At 42.3% G+C, this 23,812-nt stretch carries 16 protein-coding genes; 13 read left to right on the top strand and 3 right to left on the bottom strand.

Going from position 1 to position 23,812, the window contains the following annotated elements; translation table 11 throughout:
* From ABVF09_RS15095 to ABVF09_RS15085, 3 genes are all read left to right on the top strand, one after another.
* Window positions 1-864, top strand: a complete 864-nt coding sequence (locus ABVF09_RS15095) for an ABC transporter permease (protein ID WP_153463400.1) — start codon at window positions 1-3, stop codon at window positions 862-864.
* A gap of 18 nt (window positions 865-882) precedes the next feature.
* Window positions 883-1,785 carry an ABC transporter permease gene (locus ABVF09_RS15090; RefSeq protein ID WP_371069561.1) on the top strand — a complete coding sequence of 301 codons (903 nt, stop codon included), beginning with the start codon at window positions 883-885 and terminating at the stop codon, window positions 1,783-1,785.
* 138 nt (window positions 1,786-1,923) lie between these two features.
* Window positions 1,924-2,139, top strand: a complete 216-nt coding sequence (locus ABVF09_RS15085) for a hypothetical protein (RefSeq protein ID WP_371069560.1) — start codon at window positions 1,924-1,926, stop codon at window positions 2,137-2,139.
* A 152-nt stretch (window positions 2,140-2,291) separates the two neighbouring features.
* Here ABVF09_RS15085 and ABVF09_RS15080 read toward each other — a convergent pair whose 3' ends face one another.
* Window positions 2,292-2,447, bottom strand: a complete 156-nt coding sequence (locus ABVF09_RS15080; RefSeq protein ID WP_074599965.1) for a DUF1540 domain-containing protein — start codon at window positions 2,445-2,447, stop codon at window positions 2,292-2,294.
* 339 nt (window positions 2,448-2,786) lie between these two features.
* Window positions 2,787-3,596, bottom strand: coding sequence for a C40 family peptidase (locus tag ABVF09_RS15075; RefSeq protein WP_026571265.1), 810 nt, complete (start codon window positions 3,594-3,596; stop codon window positions 2,787-2,789).
* A gap of 356 nt (window positions 3,597-3,952) precedes the next feature.
* On the opposite strand from ABVF09_RS15075, the gene ABVF09_RS15070 reads away from it, so the two are divergent.
* The 5 genes from ABVF09_RS15070 (at window position 3,953) to ABVF09_RS15050 (ending at window position 11,987) form a co-directional block, all read left to right on the top strand.
* Entirely contained in the window at window positions 3,953-4,567 is a 615-nt protein-coding gene (locus ABVF09_RS15070; RefSeq protein WP_051390475.1) for a YesL family protein, read from the top strand.
* Window positions 4,568-4,590: 23 nt separating this feature from the next.
* Entirely contained in the window at window positions 4,591-7,314 is a 2,724-nt protein-coding gene (locus ABVF09_RS15065; RefSeq protein WP_371069559.1) for an alpha-mannosidase, read from the top strand.
* The gene (locus tag ABVF09_RS15060; protein WP_371069558.1) at window positions 7,304-8,623 is read left to right on the top strand and encodes a glycoside hydrolase family 125 protein; all 1,320 of its coding nucleotides are present in this window, start codon (window positions 7,304-7,306) and stop codon (window positions 8,621-8,623) included. The genes ABVF09_RS15065 and ABVF09_RS15060 overlap by 11 nt, the downstream gene beginning before the upstream one ends.
* 186 nt (window positions 8,624-8,809) lie before the next feature.
* Entirely contained in the window at window positions 8,810-10,480 is a 1,671-nt protein-coding gene (locus ABVF09_RS15055; RefSeq protein WP_371069557.1) for a sensor histidine kinase, read from the top strand.
* Window positions 10,473-11,987 (top strand): response regulator transcription factor, encoded by a 1,515-nt coding sequence (locus ABVF09_RS15050; RefSeq protein WP_371069556.1) that lies wholly within the window; start codon window positions 10,473-10,475, stop codon window positions 11,985-11,987. The genes ABVF09_RS15055 and ABVF09_RS15050 overlap by 8 nt, the downstream gene beginning before the upstream one ends.
* 301 nt (window positions 11,988-12,288) lie before the next feature.
* On the opposite strand, the gene ABVF09_RS15045 is transcribed toward ABVF09_RS15050, so the two are convergent.
* Window positions 12,289-14,214, bottom strand: a complete 1,926-nt coding sequence (locus tag ABVF09_RS15045) for a CDP-glycerol glycerophosphotransferase family protein (RefSeq protein ID WP_371069555.1) — start codon at window positions 14,212-14,214, stop codon at window positions 12,289-12,291.
* 530 nt (window positions 14,215-14,744) lie between these two features.
* Between ABVF09_RS15045 and ABVF09_RS15040 the strand changes: the two genes are divergently transcribed.
* The 5 genes from ABVF09_RS15040 (at window position 14,745) to ABVF09_RS15020 (ending at window position 23,718) form a co-directional block, all read left to right on the top strand.
* Window positions 14,745-15,674: an ABC transporter permease gene (locus ABVF09_RS15040; RefSeq protein ID WP_371069593.1), complete on the top strand. Its 930-nt coding sequence runs from the start codon at window positions 14,745-14,747 to the stop codon at window positions 15,672-15,674.
* 19 nt (window positions 15,675-15,693) lie between these two features.
* On the top strand, window positions 15,694-16,671 hold the full coding sequence (locus ABVF09_RS15035) for a carbohydrate ABC transporter permease (RefSeq protein ID WP_026771840.1): 978 nt from the start codon (window positions 15,694-15,696) through the stop codon (window positions 16,669-16,671).
* 30 nt (window positions 16,672-16,701) lie between these two features.
* The gene (locus ABVF09_RS15030) at window positions 16,702-18,174 is read left to right on the top strand and encodes an ABC transporter substrate-binding protein (protein WP_371069554.1); all 1,473 of its coding nucleotides are present in this window, start codon (window positions 16,702-16,704) and stop codon (window positions 18,172-18,174) included.
* 80 nt (window positions 18,175-18,254) lie between these two features.
* A complete protein-coding gene (locus ABVF09_RS15025) occupies window positions 18,255-20,585 on the top strand; it encodes a glycoside hydrolase family 3 N-terminal domain-containing protein (RefSeq protein WP_371069553.1) in 2,331 nt (776 codons plus the stop codon).
* A complete protein-coding gene (locus ABVF09_RS15020) occupies window positions 20,572-23,718 on the top strand; it encodes an alpha-mannosidase (protein WP_371069552.1) in 3,147 nt (1,048 codons plus the stop codon). The genes ABVF09_RS15025 and ABVF09_RS15020 overlap by 14 nt, the downstream gene beginning before the upstream one ends.
* Window positions 23,719-23,812 lie beyond the last annotated feature (94 nt).

Raw genomic sequence — 23,812 nt, 5'->3', positions numbered from 1 at the left:
ATGAACCAAGAGGTGTTTACCAGGAAAAGAGATTATCTCCTGCTTCTCCCGTCATTGCTTCCTCTTTTATTATTATTTGTCTATCCTTTGTTAAAAGGGTTTATCATGACTTTTCAGGAACCTGGTTCATCGGCAATGACGATGCATAATTATATCGAGTTCTTCACAAATGCAAAGTACTATGACACGATTTGGCGAACTTTATACTTAGTGGTCCCGGCCGCAATTCTGGAGTTGTTCATTGCTTTTGGCATCACTTATTTTATCAGAGGCAAAATGAGAGGGGGCGGGTTGATAGCCGGTTTGACGATATTTCCCTTAACCCTGGGTTCGATCATCATTGATATGGCTGTTATCGCCTTCTTTAAACCGACAGGATGGTTTAATACGACAATGATTAACATGGGCATACTGGATGAACCGTTTACATTGGTTTATAACTATTGGGGTGCTTTTATCGCATTGATCATTCTGGGAGTAGCTTTTATTGCCTCTAATCTAGTTGGTATGATGGATTCAATCGATCCCAGTTTGGAAAAAGCGGCAAGAACGCTTGGAGCAAGTCATTGGGTCACATTTAAGCGGGTATTCTGGCCATTGATCCGCTCGAATGTATTAACGGTTTTCGCCCTGAATCTGATTATGCAAATCGGGGTTTATTCTACTGCAGTCATTGTCGGTAATCCTGCTTCTGAAACAAGGACGTTTGTGGTTGTGGCATTTGAAGAAGCGATGCGAAACTTTAATTACAATATGGCAAACACAGTAGCTATTGTCATGGGAGTTACACAGTTATTAGTGTTGGCTATCGTATTTGCAATAAGAAAACGCGGGTTTGTCGGTTCGGCTAGCACATTTAAGTAGAGAAAGAGGTGAGGAATCATGAGAGCGGAAAAACCGATCATCGAGGAAGAAACAGAAACTCCTGTTGTGAAAGGGAAGCATCAAAAACCATTAAGAAACAGTAAGAAAGGAAAATTGCTGCAAGGTGGCTATAAGACATCTTCTTGGGTGTTGATACTTTTATTCCTGACCATTGTATTGGGGATGACCTTGGCGGTTATTTTAAGTGCTTTCGGGGAAGAATGGTACGGAACTATTTTACCAGAGGGGTATACCATTGAGTGGTTCGTGAATGCCTGGCAGGCATACGAAGTTGGTGAATATTTTAAAATCACAATGGAAATCGTCCTTACAGCTACCGTTATTTCTTTGATATTAAGTTTGCCGACAGTATATATTTTAGCTAGAAGGGATTTTCCTTTCAAACAGGCACTTCTCGGCTTCTTTCAAATGCCGTTTACGTTGCCGGACCTTCTTTATGCTATACCGGTAGCTTCTATTTTCTATTCAATCGGTTTGGCGGAAACAATGACTGGTTTAATCGTCGTTAATTTGATTGTGGGGATACCTTTTTCGGTGTTCATCCTTCTTCCTTACGTGGAATCACTTGACCCGAGGTTGGAATATGCAGCACAATCTTTGGGAGCATCCAAATTCAAACTGTTTCAACGGGTGATCATTCCGCAAATCGTCCCCGGGATTACGGCCTCGGCTATAAACATTTTCATCAGGATGTTTAATACCTTTACTATTATACTGTTAATTTCAGGTCCGAAAACACAAACATTGAACGTAATGGTCTTCAGCGTGTTGCAAGGATCGGGATCACAGCCGCCGGCCATGCTTAATTCGTTGGCCTTGACGTTGATGATTCCACTGCTATTTTTTTCCTTTCTTAGTTTGTGGGTTTCTTCCTTTACACAGAAACGGTTGGGTAAATAACAGCAATCTCTTGAGCACAAGTACTGGACGATTTGGTTAATCTTTAATGAAGAATCAGGAAAATGTATCAAGTTAGAGTCTCCCGTCTTACTTTTGGTTAGACGGGTTTATTTATGGAATAGAATGGTTCGTCATTTAGTGTTTGAAAACCAAATTCGAGCGACTTTACCGGATGAGGACGAACAAAAACCAAGGATCAATCCGGATAAAGAAGATCAACTAGACCGAAAAGAGGAGCGACTTCCTTGGAAAGCAGAGCGAAAATCGGGCAAAGAAGATCAACTAGTCCGAAAAGAGGAGCGACTTCCTTGGAAAGCAGAGCGAAAATCGGGCAAAGAAGATCAACTCGAATGAAGAAGATCAACTAGAGTTAAAAGAGGAGCGACTTCCCCGGAAAGAAGAGCGAAAATCTGAAAAAGAAGATCACCGCGTCTATCATAGTACGTTGAATGTGTCTGTTTTAAAACCAGGGCCTGTCCCTCGACAGGCCCCTTACAAGAAGATGCTTAGTGTTTTGGCTCGAATGTTTGGCAGTCTGTTTCTTCTTGGTCTGAAGCTTCTTTGCCAGTATGACTGACGACATAGATAGCATCTGCTGCACACTTGTTGCCGTGTGCCCAATACTTACAGTTTTTCACTTCACACAACACGTCTTGAGCCATCCCTTACACCTCCTGTACGCTTATCATTCCAATAATCATTACTAACATGCATTCGATTAAACCGGAAGGGGCAGTCCCCCAACACACTACCAAGACGCAGCGCTGCCAAGGTGGGGGACTGTCCCTTTACCCTGCCCCTCCAACAAACGAAAAAAATTTAAAAAAGTGGTTTAACTATCCAAACAGGGGGTATATAAACAGTAATTCCAACTCTATCCCTAGAGATCTGTCCCTAAGTACAACTGAGTTTACAGCAGCCCGCAATTGGGTTTAAATAAAAAAGACAGACCGAGATTGCCCTCTCGATCTGTCCTGTATTCTTCAAAGTATTAAAATGCCTTATAAGCTGCCGTAGCCTGCAAAGTGACCTTTCCAGTAGGAGTTGCTTAGGCTTGTTAGCTGTACACCGCTTGAACTTGCATGTACGAATTGGTTATTTCCTGCATAAATACCCATGTGAGAAATACCGGATTTATAGGTATTTTTGAAGAAAACTAAGTCTCCTGGTTGTGGGCTGCTGATCTTGGTTGATTGATTGTAGTATCCGGCAGCATTGGTGCGGGATACGTTTTGTCCAGCTTTGTTGAATACATAATAGATAAAACCGCTGCAGTCAAATCCGCTCGGACTCGTTCCACCCCATGCATATGGAGTTCCGATGTGTTTTTTTGCTTCGTTTACAAGAGCAGAACCATTGCTTACTGTAGAAGATTTCACTTGTGTTTTCGGTGAAGAACTGGAAGTCCCGTTAATCTTCAAGGTTTGTCCCACAAAAATCAAATCAGAAGAAAGGCTGTTCCATTTCTTCAAGTTGCTTACAGAAACACCGTATTTGACACCGATATGTGATAACGTATCTCCAGCTTTCACTTTATATGTAGTAGATGAACTGGAACTAGCTGTATTGTTGGAAGATGTAGTAGTAGATTTGTTAGAGTCCGTTTCAATTACCTGGCCTGGATAAATAATATGGCCGGAAATGCTGTTGATAGATTGTAAGTTGGAAACGGATGTGCCATATTTCTGCGAAATTCCCCAAAGGGTATCCCCAGATTTTACTGTGTACGAGGCGGCTTCAACGTTAGTTGTAAAAGCAGATGCGATAGCGACAGTTGCTGCGAAAGACAATAATGTCTTTTTAGTCTTCATTCCTTCACTCCTCAGATGTTTTATGACTTTTCCAATATAGCATGAATTTGCCAGATTACTAGCCTTGTAATGGTTTTGTAATAGAACTTACAAAGCGCTGTCATAATAGGTCGAACTATATTCCTATGAGCTGAAATTGCAAGGTTTTTCGGGTTATTGTTTTATATGTAGTTGAAAAAAGTACACCAATTCAAAACTCGAACTTTTCCCCTTCCTAAAGCCTGAAAAAATGTTTTATAACTGTAAAAATTTTAGGTAGCATGAAATTATTTGATAAACAGCTGACGGACTTCCCCGTTGGCTGTTTTTTTAGGCTAAAATAACACGTAAGCGATTTCATTGGTGGGAGGGTTCTTATGAAGGATAGATTCGGAACTTTTTTAGTGGAAACGAGTGACTGGATCATGCGGCTCATTAAAACAAATTTCGCATGGTGGATCCACATATTGATGGGTGGAATCTTGCTTGGCTTTTTTCCGGCAACCCTGGCTTTGTTTGCTACAGTCCGGCGCTGGACAAGAGGAGACCTGGATTTTCCTGTTTGGTCATCCTTTCATCAGTGTTACCGAAAGCATTTTTGGAATGTGAATGCATTGGGGATGATATACCTGCTCGTAGGAATTTTTCTTTTCATCGATATTCTGTTGGCAAATAAGATACCGGGTGTGTTAGCGGTTATCGTGTATTTTTTTCTATCCTTTGTATTTCTTATCTATTTGCTGTCGTTTACTTACTTTTTTTCTGTGTATGTTCATTTTCAGCTTCCGTTTAAAGAATACTTGAAACAACCATTCATCATCATGCTGATCAGCTTTAAACAAAATGTCTTGATTCTAATAGGGATTGCAATGATTGGTTACTTTATCTATCAAATGCCGGGATTGATCCCATTCCTATCCGGAGTACTTCCGGCATATTGGATCATGAATATATTAATCAAACAATTTAATAAACTCGCAGTATCCGACTAAATAGCGTGAAAAGGAGTATATGTATGGAAAAAGAAAAGACAAGGGTACACATTATTTCTCACTCTCATTGGGATAGAGAATGGTACATGGAATTTGAAAAACACCGTTTTTTATTGATAGATCTTATAGACCGTCTAATCGAAAAACATGAAAAAGGCGAGGATTTTGAGAGTTTTCATTTAGACGGCCAAACGATCATTCTGGAGGATTACTTTGAGATAAGACCGGATGAAAAAGAAATAGTAAAAGAAATGATCGAACTTGGAAAGTTACATATCGGGCCATGGTATGTCCTGCAGGATGCATTTTTGACAAGTGCTGAATCGAATGTCCGGAATCTTCTTTATGGTCTGAAAGATGCAGAGGCTTATGGCCGTTATGTTAAATTGGGATATTTTCCGGATACTTTCGGCATTTATGGGCAGGCGCCGCAAATTTTACAGCAAGCAGGAATTGATTCAGCAGCTTTCGGGCGAGGAGTTAAACCGACCGGTTTTAATAATATGGTGATGGATTCCGCTGATTTTGAGTCTCCCTATTCAGAGTTGGAGTGGAAAGCGCCGGATGGTTCTTCGGTTTTGGGCGTTCTTTTTGCAAACTGGTACTCAAATGGAAACGAAATACCGGTTAACCGGTTAGAAGCAAAAGCTTTTTGGGACCAAAAACTTGCCGATGCAAAAAAGTACGCTTCTACCAATCAATTACTGTTTATGAATGGCTGCGACCATCAACCGCTTCAAGCAGATTTGCCTGAAGCGCTCCAGACTGCGAAAGAGCTTTATCCCGACATTGAGTTTATTCACTCCAGCTTTGAAACTTATCAAAATGATTTAAAACAGCATTTGCCGAGTACTCTGCAAACCATTCATGGCGAACTCCGCAATCAAAAGACGGATGGTTGGTCGACATTGGTGAACACTGCTTCATCAAGGATTTATTTGAAGCAAATGAATCAAAAATGCCAAACATTGTTGGAAAACGGTGCAGAACCAATGGCTGCAATGGCTCACTTAACAGGAAAACCGTATCCGGAGCAATACCTGGAATATGCCTGGAAAACACTAATGAAAAATCATCCGCACGATAGTATATGTGGCTGCAGCGTAGATGAAGTTCATAGAGAAATGGAAACGCGTTTTAACAAAGCTGAATCAGCAGCAAATTTGATCATTGGACAGTCATCCCGATCGATAGCAGAAAAAATAGATACTTCCTGGCTACCAGAAGATGCTGTTCCTATTGTAGTTTACAATACGTCCGGTTGGAATCGCGACACGTTGATCCGAAAAACGGTAGAGTTGGAAAAAGTCTTCTTTGACGAAAAGCCTTTCTCTGAAATACCAGACTACTTGGCATCAAAACGAACACCGGAGTTTCAATTATATGATGCAAGCGGTCTTGCCATCCATGCAGAAATCACAGATGAAAGAGTGGAGTTTGATTACGATTTGCCGGATGACCGTTTTCGAAAACCTTATTATGCCAAAAAGGCACAGGTGTCCTTCTTGGCAAATGGTCTTCCGACATTTGGTTATCGCCTTTTCTACCTGTTGCCAGAACAAAATAAAGAAAATAATGAATCTACGCTTTTTACAGGCGACCGGCAATTGGAAAATGAGCATGTGCGGTTGACCATCCACGACGATGGTTCCTATGATTTAATGAATAAGGAAACCGGTAAACAATACCGAAAGCTTGGTGTTTATCAAGATACTGGAGATATTGGAAATGAATACATGTTCAAACAGACAAGTGATGGCAAACAGTACTCTACAATTGAGGAAAAAGCAAATGTACAAATTATCAAGGACACCCCCTTGGAAGCACAGGTGGAAATTATCCACGAATGGGAACTTCCAGCCCAAGCCGACGAGCTGTTGGATAAGGAAAGGCAAAGCCTTGTCTGGCATCCGGATCGTCAGGCCGGCCGATTGAGCGAAACAAAAGTACTTAGCATCAAGACATGGATAAGCCTGGAAAAAAACGCGAAAGGTCCAAAAATAAAAGCATCCATTGATAATTCTTTAAATGATCACCGGCTCCGTGTATTGTTCCCGACAGACTTTATCGCCGATCATCATCATGCGGCCAGTGTGTTTGAAATTGCCGAAAGACCGAACAAGCCTGAGGGAGAGTGGGAGAACCCTATTTTTGATCACCATCTGCAACAGTTTGTCAGTATATCAGATAACGTGGACGGGTTGACGATAGCCACCAAGGGATTGAATGAGTATGAAGTTTTGGAAGACCGCAATACGGTTGCGGTCACAATTCTGCGGAGTGTCGGGGAAATGGGCGATTGGGGTGTTTTTCCCACTCCGGAAGCTCAATGTTTAGGTGAAAACACCGCTGAGTGGATGATCATCCCTCACAAAGGGAATGTCCTCGAGTCCCGAGCATTTCAAGAAGCATATCAATATTTGATTCCGTGTTTCAGCGAGCAAACGACGAAACATCCGGGGACGCTGCCTTCGGTCATGGAATACTTAGATTGGAACCAGGACGGGTTGGCATTATCGAATATGAAGATAGGGAAAAGCGGGGACCTTTTCATTCGCTGGTTCAACCCTGTAAAACAGCCAGTTCCTTTACAAGCACAAGTAAATGGATATAAGGATTTTTACCAAAGCAGCATAGTCGAAAAGCTGGGAGAAACGTCCGGCCGGACACGGTCAGTCAATACAGTGGTAGAACCATATAAAATAGTGACCTATGGATTCAGAAAGGACAATGAAAATGAAGATTGAACAGCAAACCATACCTTCAGGCTTGGCAAGTATCATAGAAGAAGTCAATGAGCATTTTGGAAATGAACCTTCTATAAAACAGCTTTTTCGTAACTGTTTCCTGAATACCTATCAAACTACCTTACGGAAAAAAGAGGACGGGACGACATTTGTGATTACGGGTGATATACCTGCCATGTGGCTCAGGGATTCCACATCCCAAATCAGGCCATACTTGATGGCTGCTTCAAAAGACAGAGCAGTCGCGGCATTTATCAAAGGGGTCATCTTCCGTCAATTTGGTTATATCTTACAGGACCCATATGCCAATGCCTTTAATGAAGAACCCAATAGCAATGGCCATCAAACAGACGGAACGACCATGGCTCCGATTGTCTGGGAAAGAAAGTACGAAGTGGACTCGCTCTGTTATCCAATTCAACTTGCCTATCTTTATTGGAAGGAAACAGGGGATGACTCCGTCATTAATGATCAGTTTTACCAAGTGCTCGACACCATCCTATCGACTTGGAAAGTGGAACAAAACCATGAACAGCAATCGTTATACCGATTCACGAGAAATGATGTAAGGATTTCCGATACGCTTATCCGGAATGGAAAAGGATCTGAAACGGCATGGACAGGGATGACATGGTCCGGATTCCGTCCGAGTGACGATGCTTGTCTTTATGGATATTTAGTTCCGGCGAATATGTTTGCTGTAGTCGTTTTGGAATATGCAGCGGAAATGTGCAGGTATGGAAAAGAGGAAAAGCTGGAAAAAGAAAGTGCCGCCCTCGCCGAAGAAATCAGGACAGGAATCGAAAAATTCGGTACGATTCAGCACCCGGTTTATGGTAGAGTTTATGTATATGAAACAGACGGACTCGGCAGATACCATATCATGGATGATGCAAACGTTCCCAGTCTTTTGGCAGCGCCTTATCTTGGCTATTGCAGCTTTGATGATGCTACTTATCAAAATACTAGAAAACTGATCCTGAGCAGGGACAATCCATATTATTATGAAGGGAATGCAGCGGCAGGTATAGGCAGTCCGCACACCCCCGACCATTATATCTGGCATATTGCGCTCGCTGTGCAGGGGATGACCACCGCGTCGAAACAAGAGAAAGAAAGAATATTAATCTATTTTTCAACCACAGATGGAAAAGAGGGCTACATGCATGAAGGGTTCCATGCAGATGATCCCGCCTCGTTCACGAGAAGCTGGTTTGCCTGGGCTAACTCGATGTTCAGTGAATTTGTCTTGAGCATGGCAGGGAAAGCGGTAAAGCACAGTCCTTTATATAAACAGTTGAATAAATGACCGAGAAACCGTGGGCTTCTGTCTCACGGTTCTCCTTATCACATATGTACGTAATGCTATCCAGGGCTATTTATTGGGGGAATGGGAGTGCAAAAGAGGTTGAAGAGGCTCGCACGATTTTTTCGAAGAAGGATGTTCCACCGTATCCTGCTAATCTATTCTGCCATCATTTTAGGGTGCATGTTTTTGCTGTTTTTCATTACAGACAAGTATTATACAGACGTGGTAGTGAAAAAAGAAATTGACAAGTCCTATCAGCGAGTCGAAAAAATAACCTCTTTTATCGAGGATAAAAATGAGAAGGTTTCCAAAGCTGTTCGTGAATTATACTATGACCGGGATTTGATTGAAGATGTGACCCATGCATTGCAGGATGATTATAATAACTATCTTTCCTATCGGCTGGACATGTATTCGATGAGCGGTTCATCAGTCCCGTCCCATTTTGGGACCTTTTTAAATAGCTTCTATTCACAGGATGACGGGATAACGGCTGTTTCTCTTTCAGATCCTGCTGAGAGAGAAAAGTATTACCAGATTTATAAGAATGAGGCCTGGAATCTGAGCAAGGAAGAGACACGGGGGAAGCTGCCGGCAGATATCATGCATTCCGGCGAGTTGTTGAAGGTTTCTACCAATATCAATAACCCGGTTACGCTCGATCTGGTTGGCTATTTGAATGCCTATTACAGCTTTGATGAAGTGAATCGGATGTTGAAGCTGCAAAAGGACCAAGTGAAAGCTTCCATTTATATATACAATGATGACCGGCAACTGCTGTTCCGGTTTGGAGAAAAATTAGCAATCAATCCTATGGAAAAGCTTGCCTTCGGGGACCAAACCGCCGATCTTGTATCAAATGGTTCCACTTATTATACAAATTCCCTCACCGACAGCAGTGGCGGTTATATGGTGGTGGCGGTGCTGGCTGAATCGAAAATAAAAGAAGTCACGACCAGGCGCAAAACTATGCTGGGCATCACCTTGTTTATCTCGGTCGTTGCCATTCTAGTTACCTATTGGTCCATTCGACGATACTCACAACGCTTTCTATCCATCGAACAAACCATGAAACAGGTCCAGGCGGGGGATTTGGACGTCCGTATCCCTATCAAAAAGGAAACAGATGACTTATCCATCATTGCCGGGAACTTCAATATCATGCTAGATGATGTGAACAACTATATAAAAAAGATCTATTTGTCCAGCATCAAGCAAAAAGAAGCGGAATTGAAGAACTTACAAACTCAAATCAACCCGCATTTTCTCTACAATACGTTAGAGTCTATCCGTATGAAGGCCATATCTGACGGTTCACGCACAACAGCGGATATGATCGTACTGTTGGCAGATATGTTCCGATATTCCTTGGAGCAGGACGATGTGGTGACCTTGGAAGAAGAAATTGCGCATGTATCTAAATATGTAGAACTATTCAAAGTCAGACAGCCGGATAAATTGAAATTCGATGTTCAATTACCCGCTCACTTAATGGATAAAAGCTTGCCAAGATTCATTTTGCAGCCGCTGGTTGAAAATTATATTATCCATGGAATAAGGAGAAATAAATACGATAACACGCTGGTGATTTCCGTATATGAGGAATCGGCGTGTCTACTGATCTCCATAGCAGATAATGGTAAAGGAATCGAAAGGGAAAAAAAGAAGATTCTGCAATCAAATTTACGGAATGGACTGCCGAACAATGAGTCACTGGGATTGTTTAACGTAAATGAACGAATCAGGTTGAAGTATGGCAATGAATTCGGGCTTGAAATCAGCAGTGAAGAAGAGGATGGCACTAGAATCTTAATAAGATTGCCAATCAATGAGATGGAGGTGCGGGAAGATGTATAAACTTTTTATTGTTGACGATGAGCCGTTGATTATGGAAGGTCTGACTTCTTTGATTGATTGGAATGCATACGGGTTTGAAGTGGTCGGAACCGCTCAAGACGGGCAAGAAGCATTCACTTCTCTCCGTCGATGCGCCTGTGATTTATTGATCACCGATATACGAATGCCGGAAATGGACGGTTTGCAGTTGATCGAGAAGCTGAAGCAGTCAGGTTCGAAAATGAAATTCATCGTCCTGTCCGGTTATCAAGAATTTCCTTTAATTAAAAAAGGTCTTCAGCTTGGCATCGAAAATTATTTATTGAAGCCGGTTCGCGAGCAGGAACTGATTGAAACAATCAAGAACGTCAAGGAAAAGATCGATAGAGCCTATATGAATGAAACGACAAGCGACATCCTCAGGGATAACGCCATTTGGCGTTGGCTGAACGGAAATATGGGCTATACGGATTTAAAGGAGCGTCTGTCTTTATACGGAATGAAAGGATTATCGCTTCCTTTGCAGCTGGCTCTTCTTCATTTCCCAAAAACAAATCGGTTGCCAAGTGAGACATTCGGGGACATTCAGCAGGATATAGAAGCTATTCTGCCAGGTGCCGATATGGTGAAAACCCCTGAGCAGGAGTTAGTAGTCGTTTTTCCACTCGAAGCTTCGCCTGAAATTTCAAGGGAAAAGTTGAATGCATTGGAAGGTTGTTTAAGCGGAAAGCTAGATGAATTTTATATAACGGTGGGAAATCCGATTCATTATCTTGATGAAGTCCCATCGAGCTTCGGTAAAATGAAACAGCTGAGCAAATTGAAGCTATTATTGCCAAAAGGAAAGCACATCATAGCCGACCAGCTTTTAGTCAGCCCAGACGAACAATTCGCGGTCAAAAACCTGAACAATCAACCGTTGATAAAATGTTTATCCGAAGGGAACATAGACAGGGCGAAGGAATGGTTGGCACAAGTATATCAAGGGTTCTGGGAAAATGTAACAAATGACAGTCCGACAGAGCTCAGAGCATTTTTATATGAGCTGACCATCGAACTGAAACAGAAGTTTCATTTGTATGTCGAGGAACAAGTGTACACTGATTTCCTTCGCCTTGTTTCGAGCGCTGAGACTCGCGAAGAAATGCAACAGATACTGGATTGCTTCATCGAGCGGCTGGGAGACTCTATATCAAAATGGAGTCAGGGAGCAAGTCCGATTATCCAAAGCATCCTGAAATATATTGAAAACCATTATCAGGAAGAGATGTCTTTAAAAACTTTAAGCTACCAGTTCCATGTCAACAATATATATTTGGGACAACTCTTTCAACACGAAGTAGGTCAGTCGTTCTCCAATTATCTAAATGAATACAGGATCGGAAAAGCAAAAGAAATATTAAAGAATTCCCATTTAAAAGCGGGTACCGTAGGAAAGAAAGTGGGATACACGGATGCCGCTTACTTTTATAAGCAATTCAAAAAATACGTAGGTTCTACTCCGTCCGAATGGCGGCCGACCATTTAGACGCAGTAGCGGGTTTGGCATTTAGTTGAATGCGTGGCGCCAACTTTGTAGTTGATGATGGAATATGGAGACCTAAAACGATTGCTACTTCCCTTGTAAGCGTGGAGCAGAAGGAAACATCATTTGGTTAATCCAGGCCATGCTCTATTTCGATGGTTTAATTCAAAAGGATGGAATGGTATTTTCTAGAGGGCAGTGACATTAAGCGCCTTCCGGCGAAGAGGCCCTGTCACAATAGTGGAATGCTTGGATGAGATATAAAAAAAGGCCCTTTTTTGTTTTTGGGCCTTTTACATAGTTATTAATACAGTATGTTGGTTAATTTATTGAAGGTATTAAAAGTATTTTTTCCTTCAGTACATTCAACGAGGGAACTATACTTCTTTTGGTACCTGCTTTTTTGTTTACTCAAATAATTACACTTTATTAGTTTTTCTAGATCATTAAAATCATATGCAATATCTCCAAAAGCAATATTTTCTTGTAAAATATTTGGGGATCCGTATTCTTCTTCACACTTCTCTTTGTCTTCCCAATAAAAAACGATATTACTTCCTCCGGCAAAAGCCATGTAGGTAACTGAAGAATAATCCGATATAAGGACTTTGGATTTTAGTAATGCGTCCTTTATATCTCCTTGATAAAAATAATGCTTGTTTTCCTCATAAAACTCAGGAAACTGCTCTTGTAAAATGATTCTAGCCTTAGGATGCAAAATTATATTCATCCTCTTATCTTTATAAAAATCTGCTGATTGCACTTCCTTAATAAAGCTTAAATAACGATCAAAGTAGCTTCCTTTTTCGATTTTCCCAGTTAAGTCCCACGGTCTCCAAGTTAACAGAAACGTAATATCAGTTTTAGGTAGTTTTCGTGAATTTACGTACAAATCAATGTTTGGCAATCCAGATATAATCAATTCCTCTTTGGTGTACTGTGTGTTTTTTCTAAATAGTTCTTGTTCAAATTCTGAATTAACTATAATATAGTCAGGAGCGATGGGCACCTTCTTGTTATAATATCCCCTTTCAAATAGATTTGTGGCTAAGGAGACACCGTGTTGTAAAAAGAACTTATACTTGTTTTGAAGAATTTTCTTTTTTAATAACGAATCATTGTCATATAAACGTCTTTGTACATGAGTAACCAAATCAGATGATATGAAACTTCTCGCTAAGAAAATATAATAGAAGGCTAAAAAACTATTTTTTGCAAAAAGGTTTTTAGGATACTTCTCCTTAATTTCCTTAAAGAGTGGGTTATTTTTGTCTAATATATATATGCTATTAGCGTTTTGTTTCACCGAGTATTTAAATAATTCAAACCCAGACTCGGCTGCACCTGCAGCAAACTTTTCAAAATATATATCATATTTTTCCTTGTGTTTGCTAAATAAAGTTAGTCCAAACGCTAATTTTTCTTTTACAATAGTTGACTTATTAAGGGTGCTTGTTACTACTAGTACAAATTGACCAGTTACCGATTTTCTTAAGAACATTTCTGTATCTGTTTTACCAACTTTTACTGAGCGTGTATTGAAGACAAAGTGATTTTTATCATAAGCATCTATAAAGTCTGCTTTATAGTTGTAATAATAGTTGATATCTTCATTTACCACTTTTATAAATATAGGGATGTTAATGTCACTAGATTTTAAGTAATGCCGATAAATATCTTTGAGCGGGATGCGTACTACATAAGCGTGAAGTAAGAGGGTGAGTTTACTAGTATAATCTGAAAATCTATTCCGTAAAGATTTAGGAAATAGGAATACCACTTTATAATTTTTACTCTTTTGGTAACCTAAAGACAGTTGGATATCAATAATATCTTTGTTATCGCGAAATCTTAAAACCCCTACAAACCACAGCGTTGTTAAAAACATAAAAGCCAAAGATCTATACAATGGATCCTTTTCAACTTTATCTACAATTTTTTTAGGTGTTAAATATTTGTGTCTTTTAGCAATTATAAATGCTACCCTGTTTTTTGTATCTGAATAAAATATAATCTGTTTATTTCTATGATAAATTATCTCTATGACTTCCATAGAAGAATGGAGATTGGTCTTTACTATTTCTTCTCCATTTTCACGATAAAGGAAATATTTTTTGTTGTTCTTTTTCTTTAACAAACTTTTTTTTCCACTAAAGTCACAATAACTTGATTTCAAATTAAAAAAATCCGCTGCATATAAATATTTTAATTTTTCATCTACCTCTAACAATTGAGCTCACCCCTACCAATAAAAAAATATCCAAAAATTTGACAAGTAATATGATTATTTTACATATTAACCGAATAGCAGTCAATAAGGGGAAAAGATTGCCTGCCCTAAAATCCTTTTTTCTTATAGACTAATTGACTTGCTCTCAATCATTTTATCAACCTTGTTAATGCTTTGTTCTGAGCAGATATCTTATTCCTCCCTTAATTGGCCATTAGAAGCATTTTTATATTTAGTAAGGTTTTCATCAGCTATTATCTACCTCATCCTCCAGCTAATCCCCGATGTCCTCAACATGCCATGAATATGGTCGATTAATTGGACTCGTTCACAAAATACCACGGTAAAGGGGAGGGAGCCGATCAAAGCAAAGGTTAGGCAAAGCCTTTTTAGTGCTGCATCAATCATCGGAGGTTTTATATTTTCAGAAAATAAAACGTTTACAAAATAAGTACATTGAATCTTAAATTTATCAACTATCCTATATGAAAGCCCTTTCTTATAATGAAGGTAAGGAAGGAGGTTGGCCCCTGATGAATTGGTTACGCAACATCTGGAAGAATCGGGTCTGGTTATTGATGGTGCTGCCGGCGACTGTATGGTTTGTGCTTTTTTCCTATTTGCCGATGGCCGGTACAGTCATTGCGTTCAAAAATTTCCGTTATGATGCAGGCGGTTTCTTTTCCAGTGTCATGAGCAGTGAATGGGTAGGACTGGAAAACTTCGAATTTTTGTTTAACTCCAGCGACGCATTCATCATCACGCGCAATACCCTGTTGTATAACTTGGTATTCATTGTCGTAGGTTTGATTATTTCTGTAACAATCGCCATATTGATCAGTGAAATTGCGAATAAAAGACTGGCGAAAATTTATCAGACCGGTATGCTGTTTCCGCACTTTCTTTCATGGGTAGTCGTTAGTTATTTTGTCTTCACCTTTTTGAGTGCGGACCGCGGGATGGTTAACAGCCTGATCGAATGGTTGGGAGGAGATCCGATTTCCTGGTATAACGATCCGGAATATTGGCCCTACATTCTGACCTTCACCAACTTATGGAAAACGGTAGGTTATGGAAGCATTATTTACATTGCCGCTATTGTGGGAATTGACAGGAGTTATTACGAAGCGGCGATGATCGATGGAGCAAGCAAGCTTCAGCAAATCAAAAACATCACCATTCCAATGATCAAGCCGCTGATCATCGTCCTGACCATTCTCAACATCGGGAATATCTTCAATTCGGACTTCGGGCTTTTCTTTCAAGTGCCGAGGGACTCTGGTCCTTTATACGATGTCACGAATGTCATCGATACATATGTGTATCGTGGTTTGATGAATCTGGGCGAAATCAGCATGAGTACAGCAGCAGGACTGTATCAGTCACTTGTCGGATTCATTCTTGTGTTGGCAACTAACTATGTGGTGAGAAAAATCGATAAAGATTCGGCATTATTCTAGCAGGAAGGAAGGCGAAAAAATGGCAAAGCGAAAAGACGATATAATAGAACAACAACCGCCGGCCCTTTCTCCGGTAAAGAATAGCGAAAAAAAACGAAAACGATTGAACAATGACAAGTTATCAGGAATTCCGAATGTCATTGTAAACGTCTTGATGGCGGCATTCACGTTCTTATGTCTGTTCCCTTTTCTTTACGTCATCATCATTTCCTTTACAGATGAAAATGCGCTTACAACAAATGGCTTTCAATTGATCCCCGAAGAGTGGAGCACTTTTGCCTACAGCTACCTGTGGGATATGAAAGCCCAATTGCTTCAGTCCTATATGATTACCATTATCGTCACAGTGCTCGGAACGATAATCAGTGTGTTGACAATTGCATTGTTTGCTTATGCCATATCAAGAAAACAGTTCAAGTATCGGAAGCTGTTTACCTTCATGGCCTTGTTCACATTGCTTTTCAACGGTGGAATGGTTCCGCTGTATATAGTGGCAACCCAGCTGCTTCATTTGAAAAATACGATTTGGGCACTGATTCTCCCATTGGCAGTGAATGCTTTTTATATTTTGATTATGCGGACTTTCTTTCTTCGCTCTGTTCCGGAACCTTTATTGGAGTCGGCGAGAATCGATGGTGCAGGCGAGTGGCGGATCTTTTTCCAAATAGTTTTTCCATTGGCACTGCCGGGGATTGCCACCATCGCCTTGTTCAGTACACTCGGATACTGGAATGATTGGTTCCACGCCTTATTGTTCATCGATGAACCGCAACTTGTCCCTTTGCAGTCGTTGTTAATGAAAATCGAAAACAACATCGAATTTCTGACCCAGAATACCCTGGTCAGCGGACAATCAGCAGAAATGCTGGCAGCCATCCCAAAAGACGCAGCGAAAATGGCGATGGTAGTCATTTCTACCCTGCCAATAGCAGTAGCCTATCCTTTCTTTCAGCGATTTTTCATACAGGGGCTGACTGTCGGAGGCGTAAAAGAATAAAAAATACAATAATTCAGGAGGGAATTTTTTATGAAGAGATTTCGTTTTGTCGGTATCATTGGTCTGCTTTTCATCATGTTGTTGACGGCTTGCTCCAACCAGTCGGATGAAGCATCGAGCGAAGGGAAAGAATCGGAAACAGTCACGCTGACATGGTACACAGTAGGTGCACCGCAGCCGGATGAGGACAAAGTAATGGAAAAGGTAAACGAATATGTGAAAGAAAAAATCAATGCGACAATCGATTTAAAGATGATCGACTGGGGCGATTATGAGCAGAAGATGCAGGTGATCACTGCTTCTGGTGAAAACTATGACATCGCTTTTACAGCTTCCTATTTGAACAATTATACGCTGAATGCCAGAAAAGGAGCCTTCCTGGCCATTGATGACTTGTTGGAAGAGCACGGGAAGGAATTGAAAGAAACACTCGATCCTGCACTTCTGGAAGGGGCAAAAATCGATGGGAAGCTTTATGGCGTACCGGCAAACAAAGAGGTTGGCCAACAAGCCGTATATGTATTTAATAAAGAAATGTTGGAAAGAAACGATCTTAGTATTGAAAATGTAAATAGTTTGGAAGATTTGGAGCCGTTGCTTGCTACCATTAAAGAAAATGAATCAGGCGTTACCCCGCTGGCGACGTCAGGCGCTTCTTCTCTTTGGAGACCGTTCCTTCCATTCGATTATATATTCAATGAACAAATGCCATTTGCGGTGAGACTCGATGGAAACGGCGAAGAAGTGGTGAATCCATATGAATCGGAAGAAATGATGGAATCGTTGAAAACGATGCATGAATATTACCAAAAAGGTTACATTTTGAAGGATGCTGCTACCAGCAAAGAAACGTTTCCGTTTGAAGTGGATAACTGGTTTGTTAGAAAAGAAGGTTACCAGCCGTACGCAGAGTTGCTATGGTCAAGAAATGCCGGCTATGACGTAGCTGTGGCTCCGGTTCACGACCCTATCGTGTTCAACGGATCGGTGACCGGATCCATTCAGGCGATTTCTTCTACATCCAAGCATCCAGAAAAAGCGATGGAATTTCTGAACTTGTTGAACACAGACCCTTACCTTCGTAATCTGATGGATAAAGGAATCGAGGGAGAACATTACGAGAAACTGGACAATGGGAAAATTAAGGATTTGCCGGCAAGACTTGATAATTACAACATTTCCAGTTACACCCTCGGAAACCAATTCATTCTCGATCTATATGAAGAAGATCCGGATGATAAGTGGGATGCTTTCAAAGAATTCAATGCTTCAGCAACCAATGCACCTACTTTAGGATTCCATTTCGACACAAACCCGGTGCGGACAGAAATAGCTTCCATTTCCAATGTGATGGATGAATTCGCTCCAGCTTTATATACCGGTTCAGTAGACCCGGAAGAATATTTGCCGAAAGCAAATGAAAAATTGAAAGAAGCTGGCATCGACAAAGTAATGGAAGAAATCCAAAAACAATACGATGAGTGGAGAGCAGAGAACCAATAAAGATAGAGTACAAGAACAGAATCTCTTAGATTTAAGAGGTTCTGTTTTATTTAAGCGATGGATTGGCAGGTGGAAATCAATTGGGAGGTTACCAGGATAAAAGCGTGACAATAAAAGCAAGAGTCGATCACTTGTTAGAGCAGATGACCTTGAAGGAGAAGGTCGGCCAGCTAAATCAGAAATTGTACGGTTGGCAGGCCTACCGGAAAACGGATAATGGTTATGAACTGACGGAATTGTTCAAAAAACACGTCGAGCAGTTTGACGGGATGGGCGCCCTGTATGGCTTGTTCCGTGCCGATCCCTGGTCGGCTGTCGACTTTACCAATGGCATTGCGGCAGAGGATAGCGCCGTGGTGACCAATATGATTCAAAAATATCTGGAAGACAACACCCGCTTAGGAATCCCTGTGCTGTTTTCAGAAGAATGCCCGCACGGTCATCAAGCCTTGGGGAGTACGTTATTTCCGACACATATTGGAGCCGGGGCTTCCTGGAATCCTTCGTTGCAGAAACGGATTTCTTCACACGTGGCCAGTGAATTGCGGGCGAGAGGAACTCATTTGGGGTTGGTATCCACATTGGATATCGTGAGAGATCCCCGCTGGGGAAGAACGGAAGAATGTTTCAGCGAAGACCCCTACTTGTCAGCAAAGATGACAGAAGCAGTGGTGGAGGGGATGCAAGGAACTTCCGGAGAGTTTGATGAGGATAAAGCCGTTGCAGTATTAAAACATTTTGCTGCACAGGGAGCAGGCGTAGGCGGCCATAATTCAGGACCTGCTTTGATAGGGGAACGCGAGTTAAGAGAACTATTTCTCCCGCCAATGAAGGTTGCGGTCCAAAGAGGAGCACTGGCATGCATGGCTGCTTACAACGAAATCGACGGAGTGCCATGCCATAGTAACAAACAATTGCTGACAAACATTTTGCGTGAAGAGTGGAATTATCAGGGAATCGTCATGGCCGACGGAACTGCGCTTGACCGGCTGCTGAAGTTGACGGGGGATAAAGAACTGGCCGCTGCTTACGCACTGGAAGCGGGAGTCGATTTGAGTTTGTGGGATGAAGTCTACTTATCTATCGAGTCAGCGGTCCGTAATGGAAAAATCGAAGAGCGGTTAGTAGACCGGGCAGTAGAACGTATGCTGACGATAAAACACAAGCTCGGACTATTTGATGGCAGGAAATGGACACCGGTTTCTAAAGCATCACTCGTGGTAGGCAACAATAATTTTGAAAAGACAAACCTGGAAATGGCAAGACAGTCCCTTGTATTGTTGAAAAACGAGAAAAGCATTCTGCCGTTGGAAGGAGTCAAAAAGCTGGCAGTAATCGGACCGAATGCAGATAACCTGTACAACATGATGGGCGACTATACACCGCCGCTAAAAACAGAAAGTGGCAGCACCGTACTTCAAGGCATCCGCCGCACGGCTCCGACTAACGTCGAAATTGCATACAGCAAAGGGTGCGGAATAAGGGACAGTACGATGGCAGGTTTTGCCGAAGCAAGGAAAATCGCAAGTGAATCGGATGTCGCTATCATTGTCGCAGGCGGTTCCAGTGCCAGGGACTTTGGGATGGACTTCGAAAATAACGGAGCTGTCAAGCACTATGATGCAGCTGAAATGGACTGTGGTGAAAATGTGGATGTCGCCGATTTGTCCCTTGGAGGCGTACAAAGCCAGTTGATTCAACAAATAATAGAGACAGGTACGCCGGTAGTGTTGATTCTGATTCAGGGGAGACCGCATGCTATCCCTTGGGAAGCAGCGCACTGTTCCGCCATTCTGTGTGGATGGTATCCGGGACCACTAGGCGGAACAGCGGTAGCGGAGGCCTTGTTCGGAAAAATCAATCCGTCCGGAAAACTGCCCGTGTCGATCCCGGCTTCCTCCATGCAGCTTCCTGTATATTACAATGCCAAGGATAGCGGCGCCAAAGAGGATTATTTCGATATGAGTGGCAAGCCTCTTTTTCCTTTTGGCTATGGTTTGAGTTATGCAACCTTTTCTTATCGGTTGACAAGTTACGGGAAAAAAAGCTTGAGCGTGTCAGAATTGGAGGAAGGCCGCCGGTTCGATATAGCCGTGGAAGTAAGCAATATGGGGGAACGCGCCGGTTATGAGGTTGTGCAGTTATATATAAAAGATATGGAAGCAAGCGTCACACAGCGAAAAAAGGAATTGAAGGGCTTCGAAAAAGTCTGGTTGGAACCGGGAGAAACCAAAGCGGTTCGTTTCTGGCTGGGGAAAGAACAGCTCTCCATTTGGGATATACAAATGAAAGAAACGGTAGAGCCTGGATTGGTCAAAGTCATGGCCGGCGGGTCGTCAGAGCCTACGACGGAAGCCTTTCTACGAATAACTACCAAAAGGTTGGGAGGGGAAGAAAGTGCGTCGAACTGAACGATTAATCCGTTATTTAGCAGATCATCAATTCAGCAAATTGGCACCGATCGATGAGTGGGAGCTGCAAAGGGCTGTTTATGAAAAGCCGGGTCAATACCGTTATTTGGACAACGGGATGGTCAAAAAAGGGGAGTGGCTTGTCGATTCAGGGACAACCGTATTCCTGAAAACGACTGTCAATATTCCGGAGGATTGGAAGAAGGGGGAGCTCGGGTTTATTTTTCTTGCCGAAGGACAGAAGGGTCCTTCATACTGTGAGTCGCTGGTTACCCTCAATGGCGAACCGGTTCAAGGATTGGATCGGAATAAAAACTTTGTCGCCATCCCATCTTCCGTTGTCGCCAAAGGCCGCATATCCCTTGAAATGGAGTTGTTTAATCCGGAAGCGATACCTGATGATAAACTAAGGGGGTTCAATCAGGTAGCAAAAGCAGAAACAGAGCCACCGCCTGTTTATTTCCAGGCAAGTTCCATTGTAAGTATAAATAAGCCAATGCAAAGTTTGCTGTTTACATTGGAAACACATTACGAAGCAGCACTGTTGCTTCCTGATTCCGATTCAAGACGGAATCTATGGCTAACGGAAATGGAAAGTATCGCGGAAGCCGTCGGAATTCCGCATTCAAAGCAATTGACGGAAGAAATAGACTGGCACAGTTACGAGGAAAAGTTAGTAAACGCCGCTCAAAAGTTGGCCGGTTACCGGGAGGGTACGATTCGGGCGATCGGACAGTCACATATTGATGTAGCCTGGCTGTGGCCAATGAAGGAAACGGTCCGGAAAGTCAGCAGGACTTTTTCCAGTATGTGCACTTTGCTTGATGACTATGATCATTTTCAGTATGCACAAAGTCAGCCGCAATTGTTTGCCTTTTTGAAAAAACATCACCCGCAGGTTTTTGAGCGGGTAAGGCAAAAAGTACAAGACGGAAGGATGGAGCTGATCGGCGGAATGTGGGTCGAACCGGATTTGAACATTCCGTCCGGTGAGTCGCTTGTCCGCCAGCTTTTGTACGGAAAGAAATTTTTTAGCAGCGAATTTGGCCGGGAATCCCGGGTTGAATGGCTGCCGGACACTTTTGGTTATTGTGCTTCCCTGCCGCAAATCTTGAAAAAAGCAGGGACTGATTACTTCATGACGACAAAACTGAATTGGAATGACACCAATCGTTTTCCGCATGATTTGTTTTATTGGGAAGGGATAGACGGTACCAAGATATTGTCTTATTTACATTCCATACTTGGACAGGAAACGCACCCGAAGGAAGTCAAAAACACCTGGGATGATTTCAAGCAAAAACAACGATACCCTGAAAGAATGCTTGTTTATGGCTACGGAGACGGCGGAGGCGGCGTCACCAGGGAAATGGTGGAGCGGCTGGAAAGATCCAGGTCCCTGCCCGGACTTCCTAATGTGGAATTCGACACTGTCCATGGATTTTTTGAGCGGATCGAACAGAAAAAAACGTCCCTTCCACTTTGGTATGGCGATTTGTATTTAGAGTTGCACCGCGGCACCTATACCACCCATGCCCAAGCAAAGAAAAACAATCGCCGGGCAGAGGGATTGTACCGGGAAGCGGAAATATGGAACAGTCTGGCCTATATGATGTTTGGCTATGATTATCCATCAGAACTATTTGAGGAAGGGTGGAGGCTGTTACTTCTAAATCAATTTCATGACATTGTGCCAGGCACCTCGATCGAAAGCGTTTATGATTTGTCACAGCAGCAATACGAGCAAATTTTTCAAATAGGGACAGAGCTCCACCGCCAGGCAACCGAGTATCTCGCCGGGTCAATCGAAACGGAAGGGCCTGGCCAGCCGCTTGTTTTATTCAACAGTCTCAGCTGGAAACGCGACGGCTTGATATCCTTAACAGGCGGAAAAGAACGAACAGATACAGTTGTTTGCGATCGGGATGGATCGGTTTATGAAATGGATGTCCTTGTTGGAGAAGATGGGAATGTTACGAGTATTGCCCGTGTTCCTGAGATTCCCGAATTAGGTTACAAAACGGTCTGGCTGAAAGAGATAAACAACATGGAAACGGCGACCGGAAAGAGTGGGGATGCCTTTGAAGGAAAGTGGGAAACGGCATCCTATAAAGTGGAATTCACATCGGAAGGATGGATTAGCAGGCTGTATGACAAACAGGCTGACAAAGAAATTATCAAACCAGGCGATGTCGCCAACGAACTGCAGCTGTTCGATGATTTGCCGACTGATTGGGATGCCTGGGATATTGATCCGTACTTTGAAAATCAGCCGGTAAGAAATAACCGGATTAAAAAGATGGAAGTAACTCACAAGGGGGTTGTTTTCGATCAACTTACCTTTCAATGGGAAATCAATGCCTCCCTTGTTACGCAAACAATCTTATTTTATCATCATGACAAGCGAATTGATTTTAAAACGGAAGTGGACTGGCAAGAAAAACACAAGCTGCTAAAGGTCGCTTTCCCTGTCAACATTCATAATCGAAAAGCTGCCTATGAGATTCCGTTTGGCTCCGTAGAACGGGCGACACACAACAACACATCCTGGGAACAGGCACAGTATGAGGTATGCGGTCAACGCTGGGCTGATTTATCGGAAGGAAATTTTGGGATATCCCTCTTGAATGACAGTAAATATGGGTACGATATTAAAGAGAATTGTATCCGTTTATCTTTACTTCGGGCGCCGAAGTGGCCGGATGAAACGGCCGATATCGGGAAGCATACTTTCACGTATAGTCTGTTCGCTCATGAGGGAGACTGGCGCCAGGCTAAAACAGTTCAAGCAGGTTATGAATTGAATAATCCGGTAACCGCGATCAAGGCAACCAACCATAAAGGGGACTTGCCATCGAGTGGTTCTTTTCTGAAGGTGGAAAGCGATACGGTGATCATAGACGCCGTTAAAAAGGCAGAACAGGAAGCCGGACTGGTGATACGGGCTTACGAGTCGACTGGAAGTGAAGCCGATCTTGCTGTTGAAAGCTTGTTCCCTGTGGCGGAGGTCTCGTCCGTCAACCTTCTGGAAAAGCATCTGGAAAAGATGAAAGAAAATAATGGAACCTGGAAACGAAAATTGACTCCGTATGATATTTCCACCATTTTACTTGTCAGAAGTGAAAGAGGCTGAGACTTACCGTCACCTACTTGTAAAAACGAACAATTACTGGATAGGAAGTATGAAACCTTTTTCCATTGGAAGATAGCAATATTCCATTCCGGGA

The sequence above is a fragment of the Sediminibacillus sp. JSM 1682029 genome, from assembly GCF_041366435.1.
In the GTDB taxonomy this organism is placed as follows: Bacteria; Bacillota; Bacilli; order Bacillales; family Amphibacillaceae; genus Sediminibacillus; species Sediminibacillus terrae.
Note: the sequence above shows the minus strand (reverse complement) of the source record. Positions and strands in the feature narration are given on the sequence as shown.